This is a genomic window from Shewanella colwelliana, from assembly GCF_001735525.1.
GTDB classification, from domain to species: domain Bacteria; phylum Pseudomonadota; class Gammaproteobacteria; order Enterobacterales; family Shewanellaceae; genus Shewanella; species Shewanella colwelliana.
In genome coordinates this window covers 155,280-171,117 of the sequence record NZ_MCBT01000043.1, presented here as the reverse complement: position 1 = coordinate 171,117, position 15,838 = coordinate 155,280, and the positions used below count along the sequence as shown (strand labels likewise).

15 protein-coding genes are annotated in these 15,838 nt (G+C 46.7%); 9 read left to right on the top strand and 6 right to left on the bottom strand.

The genetic code is table 11. The annotated features are described in order from the left end of the window. The first annotated feature begins 100 nt into the window (after positions 1 to 100). Positions 101 to 1,015, top strand: coding sequence for an aspartyl protease family protein (locus tag BEL05_RS13800; protein ID WP_069671496.1), 915 nt, complete (start codon positions 101 to 103; stop codon positions 1,013 to 1,015). 110 nt (positions 1,016 to 1,125) lie between these two features. Here the strand turns inward: BEL05_RS13800 and BEL05_RS13795 are convergent, their stop codons facing one another. The 4 genes from BEL05_RS13795 to BEL05_RS13775 all read right to left on the bottom strand — a co-directional run bounded on the left by BEL05_RS13795 (position 1,126) and on the right by BEL05_RS13775 (position 5,768). Beyond that, complete coding sequence (locus tag BEL05_RS13795) at positions 1,126 to 3,402, bottom strand: aminotransferase class V-fold PLP-dependent enzyme (RefSeq protein ID WP_069671495.1); 2,277 nt, start codon at positions 3,400 to 3,402, stop codon at positions 1,126 to 1,128. A 289-nt stretch (positions 3,403 to 3,691) separates the two neighbouring features. Beyond that, positions 3,692 to 4,153: a NanQ anomerase/TabA/YiaL family protein gene (locus BEL05_RS13785; RefSeq protein WP_028762580.1), complete on the bottom strand. Its 462-nt coding sequence runs from the start codon at positions 4,151 to 4,153 to the stop codon at positions 3,692 to 3,694. Positions 4,154 to 4,211: 58 nt separating this feature from the next. Further along, positions 4,212 to 5,246 carry a DUF3080 family protein gene (locus BEL05_RS13780; protein ID WP_069671493.1) on the bottom strand — a complete coding sequence of 345 codons (1,035 nt, stop codon included), beginning with the start codon at positions 5,244 to 5,246 and terminating at the stop codon, positions 4,212 to 4,214. 66 nt (positions 5,247 to 5,312) lie between these two features. Beyond that, positions 5,313 to 5,768, bottom strand: coding sequence for a hypothetical protein (locus BEL05_RS13775; RefSeq protein WP_069671492.1), 456 nt, complete (start codon positions 5,766 to 5,768; stop codon positions 5,313 to 5,315). A gap of 117 nt (positions 5,769 to 5,885) precedes the next feature. Here BEL05_RS13775 and BEL05_RS13770 point away from each other — a divergent pair, with 117 nt between their 5' ends. From BEL05_RS13770 to BEL05_RS13755, 4 genes are all read left to right on the top strand, one after another. Further along, positions 5,886 to 6,953, top strand: coding sequence for a patatin-like phospholipase family protein (locus BEL05_RS13770; protein WP_245686998.1), 1,068 nt, complete (start codon positions 5,886 to 5,888; stop codon positions 6,951 to 6,953). Between the two features lie 207 nt (positions 6,954 to 7,160). Next, positions 7,161 to 7,739 carry an LON peptidase substrate-binding domain-containing protein gene (locus BEL05_RS13765; RefSeq protein ID WP_028762589.1) on the top strand — a complete coding sequence of 193 codons (579 nt, stop codon included), beginning with the start codon at positions 7,161 to 7,163 and terminating at the stop codon, positions 7,737 to 7,739. Between the two features lie 114 nt (positions 7,740 to 7,853). Then, complete coding sequence (locus BEL05_RS13760; RefSeq protein WP_028762590.1) at positions 7,854 to 8,762, top strand: pseudouridine synthase; 909 nt, start codon at positions 7,854 to 7,856, stop codon at positions 8,760 to 8,762. 85 nt (positions 8,763 to 8,847) lie between these two features. Then, the gene (locus BEL05_RS13755; protein ID WP_069671491.1) at positions 8,848 to 9,243 is read left to right on the top strand and encodes a hypothetical protein; all 396 of its coding nucleotides are present in this window, start codon (positions 8,848 to 8,850) and stop codon (positions 9,241 to 9,243) included. Positions 9,244 to 9,255: 12 nt separating this feature from the next. Here BEL05_RS13755 and BEL05_RS13750 read toward each other — a convergent pair whose 3' ends face one another. Together BEL05_RS13750 and BEL05_RS13745 are read right to left on the bottom strand one after the other, a co-directional pair. Further along, positions 9,256 to 11,136 carry an alkaline phosphatase D family protein gene (locus BEL05_RS13750; protein WP_069671490.1) on the bottom strand — a complete coding sequence of 627 codons (1,881 nt, stop codon included), beginning with the start codon at positions 11,134 to 11,136 and terminating at the stop codon, positions 9,256 to 9,258. A 31-nt stretch (positions 11,137 to 11,167) separates the two neighbouring features. Beyond that, positions 11,168 to 11,818, bottom strand: coding sequence for an MliC family protein (locus BEL05_RS13745; protein ID WP_069671489.1), 651 nt, complete (start codon positions 11,816 to 11,818; stop codon positions 11,168 to 11,170). A gap of 170 nt (positions 11,819 to 11,988) precedes the next feature. Between BEL05_RS13745 and yegS the strand changes: the two genes are divergently transcribed. The 4 genes from yegS to BEL05_RS13725 are packed head-to-tail and all read left to right on the top strand — an operon-like array spanning position 11,989 to position 15,629. Next, positions 11,989 to 12,897, top strand: coding sequence for a lipid kinase YegS (gene yegS / locus BEL05_RS13740; RefSeq protein WP_069671585.1), 909 nt, complete (start codon positions 11,989 to 11,991; stop codon positions 12,895 to 12,897). A 15-nt stretch (positions 12,898 to 12,912) separates the two neighbouring features. Continuing rightward, positions 12,913 to 13,842 (top strand): dTDP-4-dehydrorhamnose reductase family protein, encoded by a 930-nt coding sequence (locus tag BEL05_RS13735; protein ID WP_245686997.1) that lies wholly within the window; start codon positions 12,913 to 12,915, stop codon positions 13,840 to 13,842. Positions 13,843 to 13,851: 9 nt separating this feature from the next. After that, entirely contained in the window at positions 13,852 to 15,102 is a 1,251-nt protein-coding gene (locus tag BEL05_RS13730; RefSeq protein WP_069671487.1) for a sensor histidine kinase, read from the top strand. Further along, positions 15,102 to 15,629, top strand: a complete 528-nt coding sequence (locus tag BEL05_RS13725) for a response regulator transcription factor (RefSeq protein ID WP_028762594.1) — start codon at positions 15,102 to 15,104, stop codon at positions 15,627 to 15,629. Before BEL05_RS13730 ends, BEL05_RS13725 begins: the two co-directional genes overlap by 1 nt. Positions 15,630 to 15,838 lie beyond the last annotated feature (209 nt).

Here is a 15,838-nt window from a genome sequence, read left to right as displayed (position 1 = left end):
ACTGTTAAAGAAATCAGAAAAATAGCCCTAATGTGGAACATGAGCTGAACAATGCTCATGCTTCAAATCTCAGGGAAATATACTAAATTAAGGATGATTGATGTACGCCACTATATGTCGACGACTGCTTTGTGTTGTCTGCTTTATCGCCTCTTTTAATACGTTTGCTGTCACCAACTGGGTTGATTTTGAAGTCATTAATGGCCATATCAATCTGCCCGTGACCATTAATGGTATCGAGGGACGCGCTATTTTAGATAGTGGCGCACAGATGAACGCGATTAACTTAAGCTTTATCAACCGTCATGGATTTGAGTTTGATAAGGGCGGCAAGGTCAATGTAACTGGGGTTTACGGTACAGAGACGCGCCAGCTTTTTAATAATGTATCGGCCAACCTTTTTGGTGCCGAGATTGAATTAGATCAGCTAGCTGGACTGCGTATTGGTCATCACGAGGTACAGTTGCTACTCGGCGCTGGCCTGTTGGAAAAATTTATCTTTCAGATCGATTACCCAAATAGCCGTATGAGACTATTTGAAAAAGGCAGCGTAGATTTAGCTAAGCTTGAAAATATTCCGATGCAGATGGATAGAGGCTCTGGACAACCTATTGTACAAGTTGGGTTGAATGGCGAGAAAAATGCTTGGTTAGTGTTGGACACTGGCAACAGTGGCGGGCTGTTTTTAAAGCGTCTTTTAGCGACAGATAAAAACTGGCTTGAGCTTTATGGGTCAAAGTCGGGAGTAAGCGCCGGCGTGAATAATAATGCGACGGTGGAGAACTTTCGTTTACCTGAGGTGAAATTTGGTCCTTTTACCCTTGAAAATGTTCAAGTGACAGTTCCTGGAGAGGGACAGAACGAATCGATCTCAGGGCAGAATCGCAACGGACTCTCACGTATTAAAGGGAAAAATATTAAAGGGCTTGTGGGCTATGACGTACTGAAGCATTTTGTGCTAACCATAGACTATAAGGCGGGTCATATGCATATTGGATTGCCTGAAGAGTCATAGCTTAAATTTGCTGAATTTGAGCCAAGCGAGCGGGAGCTATCCCGTTAGTCCGGTGGAAAATGAGGGCGCAGGATTGATGACAATCCGCGCCCTTTTTTTGAAACGACAGATTAACGACTCAATGCATAGCCACCCTTAAGGTGAGCGATGTTACTAAAACCTAGGCGGTGCATGGCTTGAGCCGCCACCATAGAGCGACTGCCGCTGCGACAAACTAATACCCACTCATCTTGCTTGTCATGCTGGTGTTGTTGAATAAACTGCACCAGTCGTGTCATTGGGATATTAATGCTGTGTTCGCTCAATTCACCGAGTTCATGTTGCAAGGCGTATTCATGGGGCTCACGAATATCCAGTAGTTTGATGGTCTGCGTTTGCTGAAACTGTTGCTTAAGACTAATGGCATCGTACTCTTTGATCACGGCTTTATCGCAACTGCCAGTGTAGGCACCGCAGATGATCTCTGTGCCCATCTCATCATTGAGATGGGTATCGAGTTGTGCTTTTTGCTGTTCAAATAGGCCGATTGGCATTACGCCATTGATGGTCTCATTAAGCAGTGCATTACGAGTAAACTCAGCGCCAAAACTGGTGGTAAATTCATTATTGTAGTCGTGGCTTGGGCACAATAAGGTGTGATCGCCAATCAAGCCGTGCAGTAGTTTTAGGCTGTGATACATCTGTTTGGCACAGCTGGAATCAAAGTTGGTTCTGCCTAGGCTGCCCATTAATATCATGTCACCGCAGAAGGCATACAATACTGTGCCTTGTGGGTTAACCAGTAATAGGCTGATACTGTCTTTGGTGTGGCCTGGTGTGGCTACCTTTATCAGTGTCAGCTCGCCCACCTTAACCGCTTGCACAGGGCGACTGCCAATATCGGTTAATGCATGCACCGCTGGCCAACCCAGGTAATCAGTTGCCTGCTGCGGTAAATAGCGCTCGGCTAATGCAACGCGGCCCGACACATGATCGGCGTGACCATGAGTGTCGATAAAGGCGATAGGTGTTAATTGCTGACACTGCAACAGGGTATCAATGCGCTGCTCGAGTTCTGGCAGAGGGTCGATGATCAGCGCTTGCTGGCTCTTATGATCGGCATAAATCCAAGTGCAACTTGAGCCTGACTTGAGCTGTACTAAACCATTCAGTGGAGTTTTATTTTGTGCACCAGCATCGACGTTTAATGACAAACAACTATTGCCAAGGGCATTGGCGGCCGATTGAATTCGCTCGCAGGCTTGATCGACTTCTGCTTGCGTCATGGCGGGGCCAAATGAGAGGCGAATGGCGGATTCGCTTTGCCACGTGGGCAATCCCATGGCATCGAGAACAAAGCTACCTGTGACCTTTGAGCTACAGGCTGAGCCTGAGCTGACACGAATATTAGCCGCATCGAATAGATCCATGATCTCTTTGCTACTAAAACCCGGCACGGCGAAGTTGAGTGTGGTGGGAACGCTATTGCTAAAGCTGTGGTTAAATACAATGGTTGGAAATGCGCGCTGCAGCGCCTGCGCGAGCTGCACTCGGTAGTCAAGCAAGGTTGATACAGGGAAGAAAGCACTATCATCTTGGTTGAGTAGCATCTCAAACACCACGTTTAACGCCGCCATACCTGGCAGGTTTTCGGTACCAGAACGTAGCCCCCCCTCCTGACCACCGCCTGCAATGAATGGGGTAAAAGGCGCGCTTTCGCGGATGTACATAAAGCCTATACCTTTGGGGGCGTAGAGCTTATGGCCACTAAACGGTGCGTAATCTATGCTGGTTTCTGCCAGATTTAAAGCTCGCTTCCCGAGTGCTTGGACGCAATCTACCATCCAAAAAAGATCTGGATTATGCTGACGAATGAGGCGGTCTAATGCCGCTAAATCTTGGTAAACGCCAGTTTCGTTATTCACTGCCATGGTGCAAATCATTAAGGCATTCGCCGCTTCTTGAGCGATAAAGTCATGATTTAAGTTACCGCTGCCGTCCACAGGAATCGCTTTAAGCTCGGCATTGATACCCAATAGCTGGTTCCAGTGCGCTAAAGAGTTCGGCACGGCTTTATGTTCTGTCGCACCATACAGAAGCGTGTAGGTTTTGTTGGGGTTTAGTGAGGCTTTGGCGTTAACTAGCGCCGATAAAATAGCCGTTTGTATCCCTTCTGTCGCGCCACTAGTAAAGATGATTTTTCCTTGATTGGCGCCGAGTAACTGCTTGGCATTATTCCTGGTTTGTTCCATGAGATTTTTAGCTTTTAGGCCAGTGATATGACTACTCGACGGGTTACCAAATAGCTCTTCCATTGCGCTCATGGCAGCTTTTGCGGCTTGTGGCAGAACAGGGGTAGTGGCGTTGGCGTCGAGATAAATTTGGCTAAGACTGGTAGTTTGGCTCATGGGATACTCGCAAAATATATTTTTATTATTAGAAAAACATCCATATAACAAAATGGCATATCTAATTCGATGTGGCTATATTAGCAGGTTGTGCGTATTGATCAAGATCACGTTTCTATCTTTGGTGCTGGTGGGAGCCGTTGGGAGTATGAGTATTATTGTGGGAGTGTTAAGCGAAGATAATATTGCTAAATATGGAGGTGATTTTCTGGTTTTTATATTAAAAAGCCTCCCATCTACGGAGGCTTTAACTAATAGGTCATTGGGTTAGAAAAGGTGTTTTTAGGTGTTAAATTTTTACTTTAATTACCACTTTTCTGACCGCTTTAGGTGTGGCTGAAGTGCCCGGCATATGCATATCTTGAGGGAAAAACAGCGCAAACATCCCTGCTTTTAAAGGAATAAATGCCGCTTCTGCTTTATTCGACTCATAGTCATATTCTGCATAGTCATGTTTGTCAAAATAGGGTTTTGATGGCGTCTGATCTGCCAGAGGCAGATAACCAAACTCCTCTTCGCCACGGACCACATATTGCACGTCGATATAGCGGCGGTGCACCTCAAAAGGTTCAACTTCTCTTGGCTTGGTGTCATAGTCATTGACGATAACAAACAAATCTTTCCCTTCGAGTTCGTAACTGCCTACGTCGAGTTGGCTAAAGTCGGTATCGACTAAGTGTTTAAGCGCTTTGGCGATGCGTGGACCAAGGTGGCTGTACTGCCCTATGTTATTGAGAGTATCTATGATCATGGCAAGATGAGGTAAAAGTGAGTGATATACTAGTTTATCATTTCTGCGTGCGTGGGCACTATTTTGTTGGGCGTTGAGGCTGCGGTATGTTGCAGCGGGTTCTGAAGGCTTTCCACCATTTTACATGGCGTTTCATCTGCCGCTTGAGGTGTGTGGGCAAGGCATCGTCGTTATCAGCAAAGTGAGCATTAACGTAGTCTTGATAAATAGTATCCTCAAAAAGTTGCTGCATTGGCTCACTTAAACGGTAATGCAGTTGATTTAATTGGGATAGATAAGCCTGGGTCTGCGCCAGATAGTATTTGTGAAACACATTCTGCAAAATAGCTTGTTGCTGATTGACGTGGCTCGGACGGCAAAGGACTCGTGCTTGATGTTGAAATAGATAATCATTGAGCTCCCTCAGCTCAAACACACTCAGTGACAGTGAGCGCAGATATTGATTGAGCAGAGGCTGATGATGAAAAATCGCTAAAGTCTGCTCTAAGTCTTGTATCGCTATTTGCTGCCAATCTTGGCTGATGATCTGCTGCTTTATGCCATTGAGACGACTTAACGCACTCTCAAATTCAAGCCTGCCATGCTGCATCTTATCTAGCGTGAGTGAGTCATAACCGATAAATAGCCGCTTATTGATGCTTTTATCGCGCGTGAGCATCTGTGTAAATACGTCTAGTGCCTGCTGTTGTTTTTGAGCTAGCCCAATTGTTAGGGCGTTGATGAGCGCGCTATCGTCGAGTGCCTCTATGCATTCGGGCGCTAGTTGGATAAAGCGTATATGATAAATAAGTCGCTGGCTCGGCGGCGCAACCTTGCCAAGAGAGCTATTGTGGTCGGCGATTAGTGCACCAAGCTTACAATGGTTGAGCTTAAAGCTTTGCAGGATTGAGATGTTTAAACGTGTGGGCGTTTGATGAACGGCTTTGGGCAAGGTTAATGGGGTAAAGTCGGCCGGCTCGAACGGAACCTCTAATACTGACTCAAGCCGTTTGGTGTAATCATGCCAAACAAAGTCAGCATCTTTATTCGGCTGGCAGCCACTAACTAATAATGCCGCAATAAGTAGGAGACTTGTTGTGTTAATTGCAATCACTCCGCTGCATAAACCTCTCCTACAATATAGCGGCTAACCGCAAAGCTTTAAATCATTGTTGTTGCACTAAGGTTTATGCATGACGAGGCTAGAGTTTATTTCAAAGGGAATGCCATGAGCTTCAAAGGCCGATTTGAGTGCAATGGCGGTTTTGGATTGAGGTTTTAGTGGGAAGCTGACTTTTCCTCTCGTACCATAGATAAACAGATGATCACCGAGTAGACGCACAGCGTTGATTTCATCAAAACTTAACTGCAGGTCGCCAGGCAGAGCAAAGTCACTCTCAACAGACATCTTGATAAAGTTAACTGACGTCGCCGAGAAAACGATTTTTTGAGTATTAATCGCCACAGCCCAGTAAATCATAGCAAGGCAATATCCTGCAAACAGCAGGTATTCAGCGAGGCTTTCTCGCTGGTCAATAAATAAGTTAGCGCCGACTAACACTATTGTTAGGGCAATAATAAAACGCCCTAAGCTTTTATAAGGCTTTATGCAGATGTTCTGGTGTAACGTGTCCAATGTTGTTCTCCCTGTGACGTCCTGCCACAGGGATATATTAGAACATTTATCAATGACAACCCAAGTAAAACTCCTTTAATATGCTATTTTTGTTACAAAATAGGGGAGGAGTCTTGGGTGTCTAATTTGAAGCCAAGAGTTCGTTTTCTTGCGGGTCCAACTGCCTTTAAACAGATCCGCGAGCAAGGCCTGCATCCTGCACAGTTTTCTCAATTGTTGGCGGCATCGGGTGGCCCAAAGTGGATAGGGCTTGCAGCCTTAGATCGCCTGCTATTTAGTGAGTTTTTTAAAGATAGAGAGGCGCCACTGCATACTCTAGGTGCCTCATCAGGGGCGTGGCGTTTAGCTTGTTTAGCACAAAATAACCCGCTCAGCGCTTATGATCGGCTTGAGCACGCCTATATTCAGCAGCGGTATGATGTTAAGCCTACGCCTCGTCAAGTTTCCGACCAAGTTAAGGGGATTATTGATGAGATATTGGGGGATAATGCAGGGCGAGACATTCTGGGTAATCCAATCATTAATAGTCACTTTATTGCGTGCAGAGCAAGGCATTTAAGCCGTGTGCCTAGCCGTGTGGCATTAGGGTTAGGGCTTGCAACCACGGCAATAAGTAACCTGTTAAGCCGTAAAACTTTAGGGCTGCATTTTCAACGCTATCTTTTTGGTCGTGATCTCACCCAATCTCCTTTTGCGTCATTGCAAGACCTACCCAGCCATTATGTGGATCTTGAGGCAAACAATATTAAGCAAGTTTTGCTCGCAACAGGATCTATTCCATGGATATTAGCCCCTGTTAAACAGATTTCTGGTGCACCAAAAGGTTATTACTATGATGGCGGCATTACCGATTATCACTTTGACTTGCCGATAGAAGGCAAAGATGGCTTGACCCTCTATCCGCACTTTAATAGCAATATATTACCTGGTTGGTTTGACAAATCACTGTCTTGGCGACGTGCTAAAGCTAACTATCATAACGCGTTAATTTTGGTGCCAAGCGATGAGTACACGGCGGCTTTACCTTATGAGAAATTGCCCGATCGACGGGATTTTTCATGTTTAAGCAGTGATGACAGAATTCGCTACTGGCAGCAAGCGGCAACCATGAGTCAGGCGTTAGCCGATGATTTTTACACGATTTGGCAAGGAGGAGAGATCGCACATTATCTAGAACCGTTTTAGCTGGCGTGCCCACCGCAACAAAAGACCATATTGCAGGGTCTAATAAGATAACGGAGTACAGTTTGATTGGCACGGGTAGCCTATCCAGTATTGAGTTTACAGCAGTAATTTTGCTAGCTGCTACACTTTACTATTATTGCTCCAGGTCAAAATTCAACCGATTTTGAGAGATGTATCAAGCGAGTGACCGCGGAGAAGGAGGTTGCTATGTTAACTCAAGAGATGGCGTTAATCACTCAGGATGACCTGCTTTTGCCTGGCGGCAGAATAGAGATCCGAGTCGCGGGCCCAACAGGCTTAAGCCTAGTAGCACAAGTGCTTAAAGGTCATTACCCTCTTGCATTTGGCATGTCGAAGTCTAATGCAAAACCTCCCTGTTACCCTCTGGCAACCCAATGTGAAATTATTGATTTTAATCAACTTGATGATGACTGCCTTGGCATTGTGTTAGAGGGGCAACAAAGAGTGAAAATTCTCTCTGCGGCGCAACGACGAGATGGTAACTGGATTGCCCGCACATTAGCCTGTAACAATTGGCAAAATGAACCCATTGAGGGGGAGTTTGAATTGATTAGTGCCGCGCTGGAACAGTTTTACCAAGTTAATCCAGCGTTGTTTGACCTCTATTCTGATCTGCATCTTGAAGATGCCACATGGGTGAGTCAGCGTTGGTTAGAGGTGTTGCCGCTGTATAACCGAGATAAACAAGTGCTCGTCAATCAACCCGATTGCCATAAGACGATGAACTTTGTACTCGACCTGATCAAGTCCCACGCAGGGAGCTAGGGCTCAGGCCATATTAAATATCGCCAAGCAGAGAAGTGCCGTCAAAGATAATCTGTTTGACGGCACTTCTCTGCTAACATGTCGCCCAAATTCAACGCTCATGGTTAGGCTTCTATGGTTCGTGCAGCGCAAGCATCTCATATCGTGTTACCAGAAAACCTTACTCAGCATAAAACGGTGCTGAGCTTTTTGGCTGCTCGCTTTCCTCAAATCCCATTGTCTACATGGAAAAGCCGTATGGCCCAGGGAAATGTACATTGGCAGGATGCTAGCCGAATCACCCCCGAATCTCCCTATGTCGGCAAACAGAAGGTGTTTTACTACCGTGAAGTGGTGCAGGAATCTAAGGTACCGTTCGATGAGGAAGTTTTATATGAAGATGCGCAGATCATTATCGCGTACAAGCCCCACTTTTTAGCGCTGCATCCCAGCGGTAATTTCGTCAATGAATGCTTGGTTAATCGCTTGCGGATCAAGACAGGTAACCCTAATCTAGTACCTGCACACCGCCTAGATCGTGCTACGGCAGGCATTGTCATCTTGATTAAAAACCAGTGTGATAGAGATGCTTATCATGCACTTTTTCGCGATGGACACATCACTAAAACTTATCAAGCTGTCGCCTCTTTGACCCCCGAACTTCAACAGCAGTTAGCGTTATCGACGCCAGCAGAGTGGCCTAACTGGACGGTAAAAAACCGTTTGGTTAAAGGCTCGCCTAGTTTAATGATGGCGATCGCGCCTGGCATAGCTAATGCTCATTCAGAAATTCGTCTTATCGGTATTGAAGGCACACTCGGACGATTTGAGCTCTCTCCCGTAACGGGTAAGACTCATCAACTGCGGGTGCACATGAATAGTCTGTCTATGCCAATTCTCAATGACACCTTGTACCCACAACTGTTGCCTAAGGCCGATGATAACTTTGAAAAGCCATTAAAATTGCTTGCTAAAGGTATCATTTTTCGCGACCCCGTTAGTCACCGCGATATCGATATTCAACTTGAAGACTTATCGTTCTAGTTAGCATTTGTTGTATAAAATATTCAAAAGTTGTGTTTTGTTGCACTTAACCTTATGCTGAAGCACTGACTACAGGAGGTGATAGATGAACAAAGCAGTAGGATTAATCGTTGTACTCGGACTCATTGGTGCGGCGTGGTTGATGACCTCAAATAAAGCGGATGAGACCACAGAAACCCTGTCGCTTGAGCAAAATGCAGAGGCTATGCCGCTTGTCTCCTCATTGGCCAGTGATCCATCGGTTTCACAGCCAACGACTGAGGCTAAACATCTGAAGCAGCCCAGTGCGCACCAGGCTGAAGTTTCTGTACAAGCTGATGCTGAGCTGGTGAATCAAGCTCAACCTATACAACAAGCGCCTAATGCACAACGTGCCCCTAGCGCGGGTGGAGTTGAGAGCAATGATCATCGTTTACCAGCTCCCAATGATGCGCCTATTTCCGCCCCGGTCAGTATGCCGTCACCCAAACCTGGTAACTAGTTGACGCAATCGTTAAGCAGTTCTTGGTGGCTTAAAATCGGTTTGCGACATGTCGGCGTGTAACACGGTGATCTGGTTCGGTGCGCCGTTGGCGTCTAATTTCACTAAACCTATGCCGCTGCGGTTTATGAGTCGTTGGCTGCGATAACCATTAGGGCGACGACCACGAATTGACATACGTTTGCGCTTGGTGAAAAAGTTAAGTGGGGAAAAGTGCCCGTATAGCCACCCATTAAATTTATCGAAGATAGGCAGCAGTTTTTCAGGAAACTGGTTCTTAATACCGCTACAGGTGATTTGATAAATTTTGGGGCTCATTGACCGAAAACGAATGCCAATGTCGTAGGCAAATGAGTAGTGCACATCGCCCGATAAAATGACAAATTGTTGTGGGGTTTTTCTGTGCTGAAAGATACTCAACAGAGTATTGGCCGTGCCTGGATGCGCCATCCAGTTTTCGGCGTCGACCAATAAGGATGCACCGAAAAAGGTGGCGGTGCGTTGCACCGCTTCAATCATTTTCACCCCAAATATTGGCGCGGCAGAGACGATAATCACTTTGTCTTGTCCCACAAGCTGCTGCTGAAACTCCATCAAGGCTTCCCAGTCCATTAACCCTGAGGGTTTAGCGAGGTTTGATTCGCTTCGCCACCTTTGTGTGCGCGTATCTAACACCACCAATTTGGGACTCGTGTCGAGTGTATAGTGCCAATGATTGAACTCCAACAAGTTGTCGATGAGTTGGTCGTGCATGGCTTCATCGGGTTTATCTAAGAACTGTTGCAGCTGGGGGGTGATCTCTGCAGCAAAGCGACTCGGTTGGTTGCCGAGCCCTTGAAACAGGGTGTAGCCGATGAGTGCATTGCCTATAATACGTTTTGAAAAAGGATGGCCATAGGCAGCTTGTTCCCATTTAGCGGTGAGGTTCCAATCATCGGTAATGTCGTGATCGTCAAAAATCATATAGGTTGGCAGATGCGCCATTAGCCGCCTGACTTGGGTTAATCCTGCCTTGAACTCCAGTAGATGAGTCCACTCCCTTTGCCAGCGCAGTGTATTGGCCTTGGATAAACCATTGACTTGTTTCGGGATGTCTATCTGTTGCCATAGCTCTGGCGACCAGTTCAGCAGATAGAGCGCGATGATTTCTGCCAAACTGGTTAGGTGGTTCTCTGCGATTGACGAGGTAAAGATAGGGTGATTAATGTACCAGCGTACTAAGCCTGTCGCGGCGGGATACTCAGTTCTGGGCAGGAGTTTTTTGTGACGCTGATACATTGCCGCAGGGTGGTAGCTGATCTGCTTGCTATGAGTCAAAGCGGTCTGCTGAAACTGTTCATCCCTTAGTCCCAGCAGTTCAATGGTTTTGCCTATGGCGTAGAGCATTGGGCCTGCGATATCGTCGACATAAACCTGATCGCCACTAAGCATTAAGAGTGCCGGTCGAGCGCTTGGCGCGGTATCTTGTGCCAGTAAAGTATCGGCTGCAACGAGTGCATCACCGCTGTGATGATGTGCGTTGCGACAAGAGCCATGCAACAGCTGGTCGATTTCAGTTTTTACCACAAAATGCGGTTGATGTTGCGGCGTGTAAGTGAGTTGCTCAACGTGATCAAACAGCGCGCCATGTTGGCTATCAATCAGTTGGTAACTGATTGCTTCACCCACTTTATTGAGTTGTGGCTCATTAACATGAATCAGGTATTGGAAAGCGCGCTCACCGAGGGCAAAACACTGTCGTTGTGCGCCTTCCAGTGGTGAAATTTTTCGCTCAGCGAGCATCAGTGTTAACGAATTTAACGGTTCGCTGGTGACGATCCACAAAGTGAAGTTGTCTTGATCGCAGTGACGCAGTATGGGTCCTGCGAGGACCAATGGTAATGCTGAATTCATGGTGTCCTTAATTTCAACTGACTGCTGTGGCTTAGTCTAGCTTAATGCATTTCATCTGCGGTGCTTGGTATCCCCAGGTGATAAGGGCTTCGCCATGGTGTTCCCATAGCTGTTCATTTTGCCCTTGGTATTTGGCGCCGCTTGCACTGGGTTCACTGACCATTAACGAGACGCTGTCTCCGTACTCGGCAATTAAACTAGCAGGGTCGGTGTCGAAATAGGTCACCACCACTTCATTTGTAGCTTGGTTGTCACAACGATAATAGAAGGGGCCTGAACTCTCCATGAGTCGGTATCTGGCCTGCAGCTCAACTATTCTTGATTGGTAATTGAGTGCGACACAGTTGGCTTTATCATCACTTTTCCAGCAATCATTGCGACCCTTGATCCAGCCCTGCTGCTCAGCCTTTAACACCGGAGGATGTTCATTGTGGGCTTTTGCGGTGGCAAGGCTGTATACGTCAGCCAGCTGTCTATCAAGCATCGCAAGTTGTGGCGTTTGGCAAATAAGGGATTCAATACTGCTTAGTGATGCACTGTCGCAGTGGTAACTTGGGGATGCGTCAGCTTGATTTGGTTGCGTGTTGTTGCGAGGTACATCAGCTTGAGAGGCGCAACTCAGCAATAGGCTACTGGCGATGAGCAGTAATAGGTGACGAATGCTTGTTGCCGCGTCCAGCATAGGTAGAGCTTCCTTGTTAACGTAATCTAACGAGCATATCGCGTCATCGATAATGCGGCAAACATTTGTCGTGAATATACCTTAATCGTTAAAGGGAACCTATCGGGGGGATGGGCTTTAAAAGCGCAATTAAAAACGGCATCATGAGCAAAATGACTGCGGGAACTGACATGAAAATTCGTCTCATATTAAATGGAAAAAAAGCAGCACTAGAAACGGTTAGGCAAGTAATTACCGCAGTGCGTGACCAGCATGAACTCGAGGTGAGGGTGACCTATGAAGCCGGTGATGTTGCTCGCTTGGTGACTGAAGCTATTGCTGAGTCATGTTCGCGTATTGTTGCTGGTGGTGGTGATGGCACGGTAAACGAAGTTGTCGATGCGCTGATGCAGCACCCCAAAGCCGACCGCCCTGAAGTGGCGATTTTTCCGTTGGGCACGGCCAATGATTTTGCTTCGGCTTGCGGCATTTCTGACGATTTAATGAAGGCGTTATCAATAGCGGTAACAGGTAAACCTTATTGGATTGATGTGATTAAGGCTAATGAACGCCATGTCATAAATGTCGCCAGTGGCGGCTTTGGCGCACAGGTGACAACCAATACACCCGTGGCATTGAAGAATTTTCTCGGGGGCGGTGCTTATACATTAACGGGGGTTATTCAAGCGATAAATTTTAAGCCCTATGAGGGAGAGTTTATTGTTGAGGGCGAAAGCTCATCGAGTCAGTTACTTGTGGGCGCAGTGTGCAATGGCCGTCAAGCGGGTGGTGGTCAAATATTGGCACCCAAGGCCTACATTAATGATGGCCTAATGGATCTTGTTGCCTTACATGATTTTCCGATAGAGGCGTTATCTCAAGTGATTAGCGAGTTTTCTGCTCCGAACTTTAGTAATGAATATATCGTTTACACTCAAAAGAAATCAGCTACTTGGCGCAGCTCACCATCGATGCCTATCAATTTGGATGGGGAACCCATTACTGCTAACGAAGTAAACTTTAATGTGATTGCTGAGGCGATAAAAATGGTTTTGCCGCCGAGCTGCCCAATGTTAACGCCTGAAAGTAAACCGCTATAGCGAGAGTGTCATAGAATGAAAATGAAGGTAATGGTGACAGGGGCGACAGGATTGCTTGGCCGCGCCGTGGTGAAGCAACTGAGGTTGCACAATGACTATCACGTGATTGCTTGTGGTTTTTCGCGTGTGCAAGCTGATGTTTATCTACTCGACCTAACCGAGCAGGATGCCCTTGACGCGTTTATTGAAACTCATCGTCCAACACTGATTATTCATTGCGCCGCAGAACGTCGTCCTGATGTTTCAGAGCTTGCGCCCGAGGCGGCACTAGCACTCAATGTGAGTGCATCAAATGGTTTGGCTTTGGCCGCCAAGCGTCATGGCGCATGGCTGCTTTATATCTCTACTGATTATGTGTTTGACGGTAAATCTCCTGACTATTCAGAGCAAGATCCCCCTAATCCGGTGAATTTTTATGGTGAATCTAAATGGCTGGGTGAACAAGCTGTATCAGGCTGCAGTAAGGAATTTGCCATACTGCGACTGCCAATACTTTATGGTGCGGTAGAGCGAATAGAAGAGTCTGCTATCTTGGTCATGCTGGCACAGCTGCAAGCAACGACCACAGTGCAGCAAGATGATTGGGCGATTCGTAGCCCAACCTCGACATTGGATATCGCTCATGCGGTCATTAAATTAATCAACCATCAGCGACAAAGTAACAATGTACGAGGGGTTTACCACTTTAGTGCAAGCGAGCGCATGACCAAGTATGAAATGGTGAAAACCATGGCGAGGTTGCTTGGGTTAGCGGCGGATCATATTGAACCCGCTAGCCATCCGATAGATACGGCAAAGCGTCCCCAAAATTGCAGCTTAAGTTGTTGTCGGCTCACATCCTTGGGGATAATCAGTACTATCAAGTTTGAACAAGGCCTAAAATATAGCTTGGATGAGTCGGCGGCAGCGCTTCAAGGTATTGGGCTGTATTATCAACAAAATTAAGGGGCCGGTGTGTCTTCAGTTGTCAATTTTAGGTACCAAGCATCTGACCAATTAGCCTTATTGCGCATGATGGGCTTGGTGCTCAAACTATGCCTCACCTTTGCGTTTGCCGAGACGTTTGGCCTTTCGCTGCATAGCCCTGCGTTAAACACCGCTTTGATCATTGAAGCTATCTATTTAGGCTTTACCTTTTGGCTAAGAAAACCGCTATTTAACAGTGATAGTGGGCTTTTTATTGCACTATTACTCGATACGCTGTTGTGGATCACTTGGCTCTATTTTTCTGGTGGCGCGACCAATGCGTTTATCTCTTTGTTGCTATTACCCATAGCGATTGCTGCGGTACTCCTGCCTAAGTGGGCGCCTTGGTCGTTAGCGTTGTTATCAAATTTAGCCTACAGCGTGATGCTCTTTACTGTGCCGGATAATGAGATGCAGCATCATGGTATGGATATGCGTTCACATTATCTAGGCATGTGGCTTAACTTTGTTATTTCGTCGCTGGTGTTAACCACGAGTGTTGCCCTAATCGCTAAGCGACTGCGTCGCCAAGAGGCGGAGCTAGGCTATATGCGTGAAGCACAGTTACGACAAGAGAAGTTACTCGCACTCGGCACAGCCTCGGCGCAAATGGCACATCAAATGGCGACGCCTTTAGCCAGCTTACGCTTATTAGTTGATGAGTTAAAAGAGGACGAGGGAGCGCAAAATATCACCCTCGACGAAATGCTATTGGCCTTGAGTGTCTGCGATACCCGCCTTGCTGAGTTACGCTTAGCAACAGAGTCGATTAGAGCCGGTGAGTTTAAGTTTGTCACTCTCGCACAACTGCTTGATACCCTAACGCAGCAGGTTAGCCTACTGATGCCCGATATCTCGCTGGAGCTTAAACCAAGTCAACAAGAAGGTGAATTGTGCATAAAATATGATGCTAGCTTACTGCCCGCTTTAGTGGCGTTAATTGAAAATGGTGCTCGAGCGAGTGGTGAGGCGACGGGAGAGCAAAAGGTGACGCTCTCTTTACGACAGGGGCAATACGGTGATGAAATTATCATCGCTGTGCGTGATTATGGCCATGGAATTCCTGACAGCTTGTTGACGCAGCTTGGGCATAAAATTGTCGAAAGCCCTAAAGGGATGGGCGTGGCGCTGATGTTAAGTCATGCGAGTTTTGAACGCCTTGGTGGCAAGTTGATTTTGGGTAGCGATTTAGCGGGAGGCACAGTGGCTCAAGTGCATCTGCCGCTATTGACGTCATGATGAAGCGTTTATTGATTATTGAAGATGATCGCAGTTTTGCGGCGATTGTCATGAGGCGGATGATTAAACATGGTTTTGAATGTCAACTTGCCCATGATGCTACTGAGGCGCTGCTGAGAGCAAGACAATTTAAGCCGACCCACATTTTACTGGATATGAAGTTGGATCAGGACAATGGCCTATTGCTTATTCCACCATTACGGCGTTCGCTACCCGACGTCACCATGGTATTGCTGACGGGATATGCCAGTATAGCGACGGCCGTCGAGGCGATAAGGCTTGGCGCTGATAATTACCTAGCAAAACCTGCCGATACTCAGACATTACTCAATGTATTGAGCGATAGGCCGATTGATTTATCTCAAACGCCGTTGGACGATGCGCCACTGTCTCCTAAGCGGGTAGAGTGGGAACATATTCAGCAGGTATTAATCGCCAATAACGGCAACGTATCAGCCACAGCCAGGCAGCTTGGTATGCATCGGCGAACTCTACAGCGTAAATTGTTAAAAAAACCCATTAAATAAGCGTTCGCTTAGTCTTTTGTCTTTTTTAGGCCGCATCCACTCGTTATGAATGACTCACTGTGGCGGGTCGGTTAGTGTAATCTGCTGTTTAAGTCGATTTAATGTTTGAACTGTCGTCCACACAAACCTATTATGAAGTTAACAAAATGTTAGTCACATCATTATGCTGATTGGTATTGAGTGATTGCCCTAAATATGTCGTTTCTCTA

Bases quoted from the DNA above. Each gene is read 5' to 3' on its own strand.
- BEL05_RS13800 (WP_069671496.1), top strand. From the start codon at position 101: ATGTACGCCACTATATGTCGACGACTGCTTTGTGTTGTCTGCTTTATC.
- BEL05_RS13725 (WP_028762594.1), top strand. From the start codon at position 15,102: ATGAAGCGTTTATTGATTATTGAAGATGATCGCAGTTTTGCGGCGATT.
- BEL05_RS13765 (WP_028762589.1), top strand. From the start codon at position 7,161: ATGTTAACTCAAGAGATGGCGTTAATCACTCAGGATGACCTGCTTTTG.
- BEL05_RS13750 (WP_069671490.1), bottom strand. From the start codon at position 11,136: ATGAATTCAGCATTACCATTGGTCCTCGCAGGACCCATACTGCGTCAC.
- BEL05_RS13795 (WP_069671495.1), bottom strand. From the start codon at position 3,402: ATGAGCCAAACTACCAGTCTTAGCCAAATTTATCTCGACGCCAACGCC.
- BEL05_RS13745 (WP_069671489.1), bottom strand. From the start codon at position 11,818: ATGCTGGACGCGGCAACAAGCATTCGTCACCTATTACTGCTCATCGCC.
- BEL05_RS13760 (WP_028762590.1), top strand. From the start codon at position 7,854: ATGGTTCGTGCAGCGCAAGCATCTCATATCGTGTTACCAGAAAACCTT.
- BEL05_RS13735 (WP_245686997.1), top strand. From the start codon at position 12,913: ATGAAAATGAAGGTAATGGTGACAGGGGCGACAGGATTGCTTGGCCGC.
- yegS (WP_069671585.1), top strand. From the start codon at position 11,989: ATGAAAATTCGTCTCATATTAAATGGAAAAAAAGCAGCACTAGAAACG.
- BEL05_RS13755 (WP_069671491.1), top strand. From the start codon at position 8,848: ATGAACAAAGCAGTAGGATTAATCGTTGTACTCGGACTCATTGGTGCG.
- BEL05_RS13785 (WP_028762580.1), bottom strand. From the start codon at position 4,153: ATGATCATAGATACTCTCAATAACATAGGGCAGTACAGCCACCTTGGT.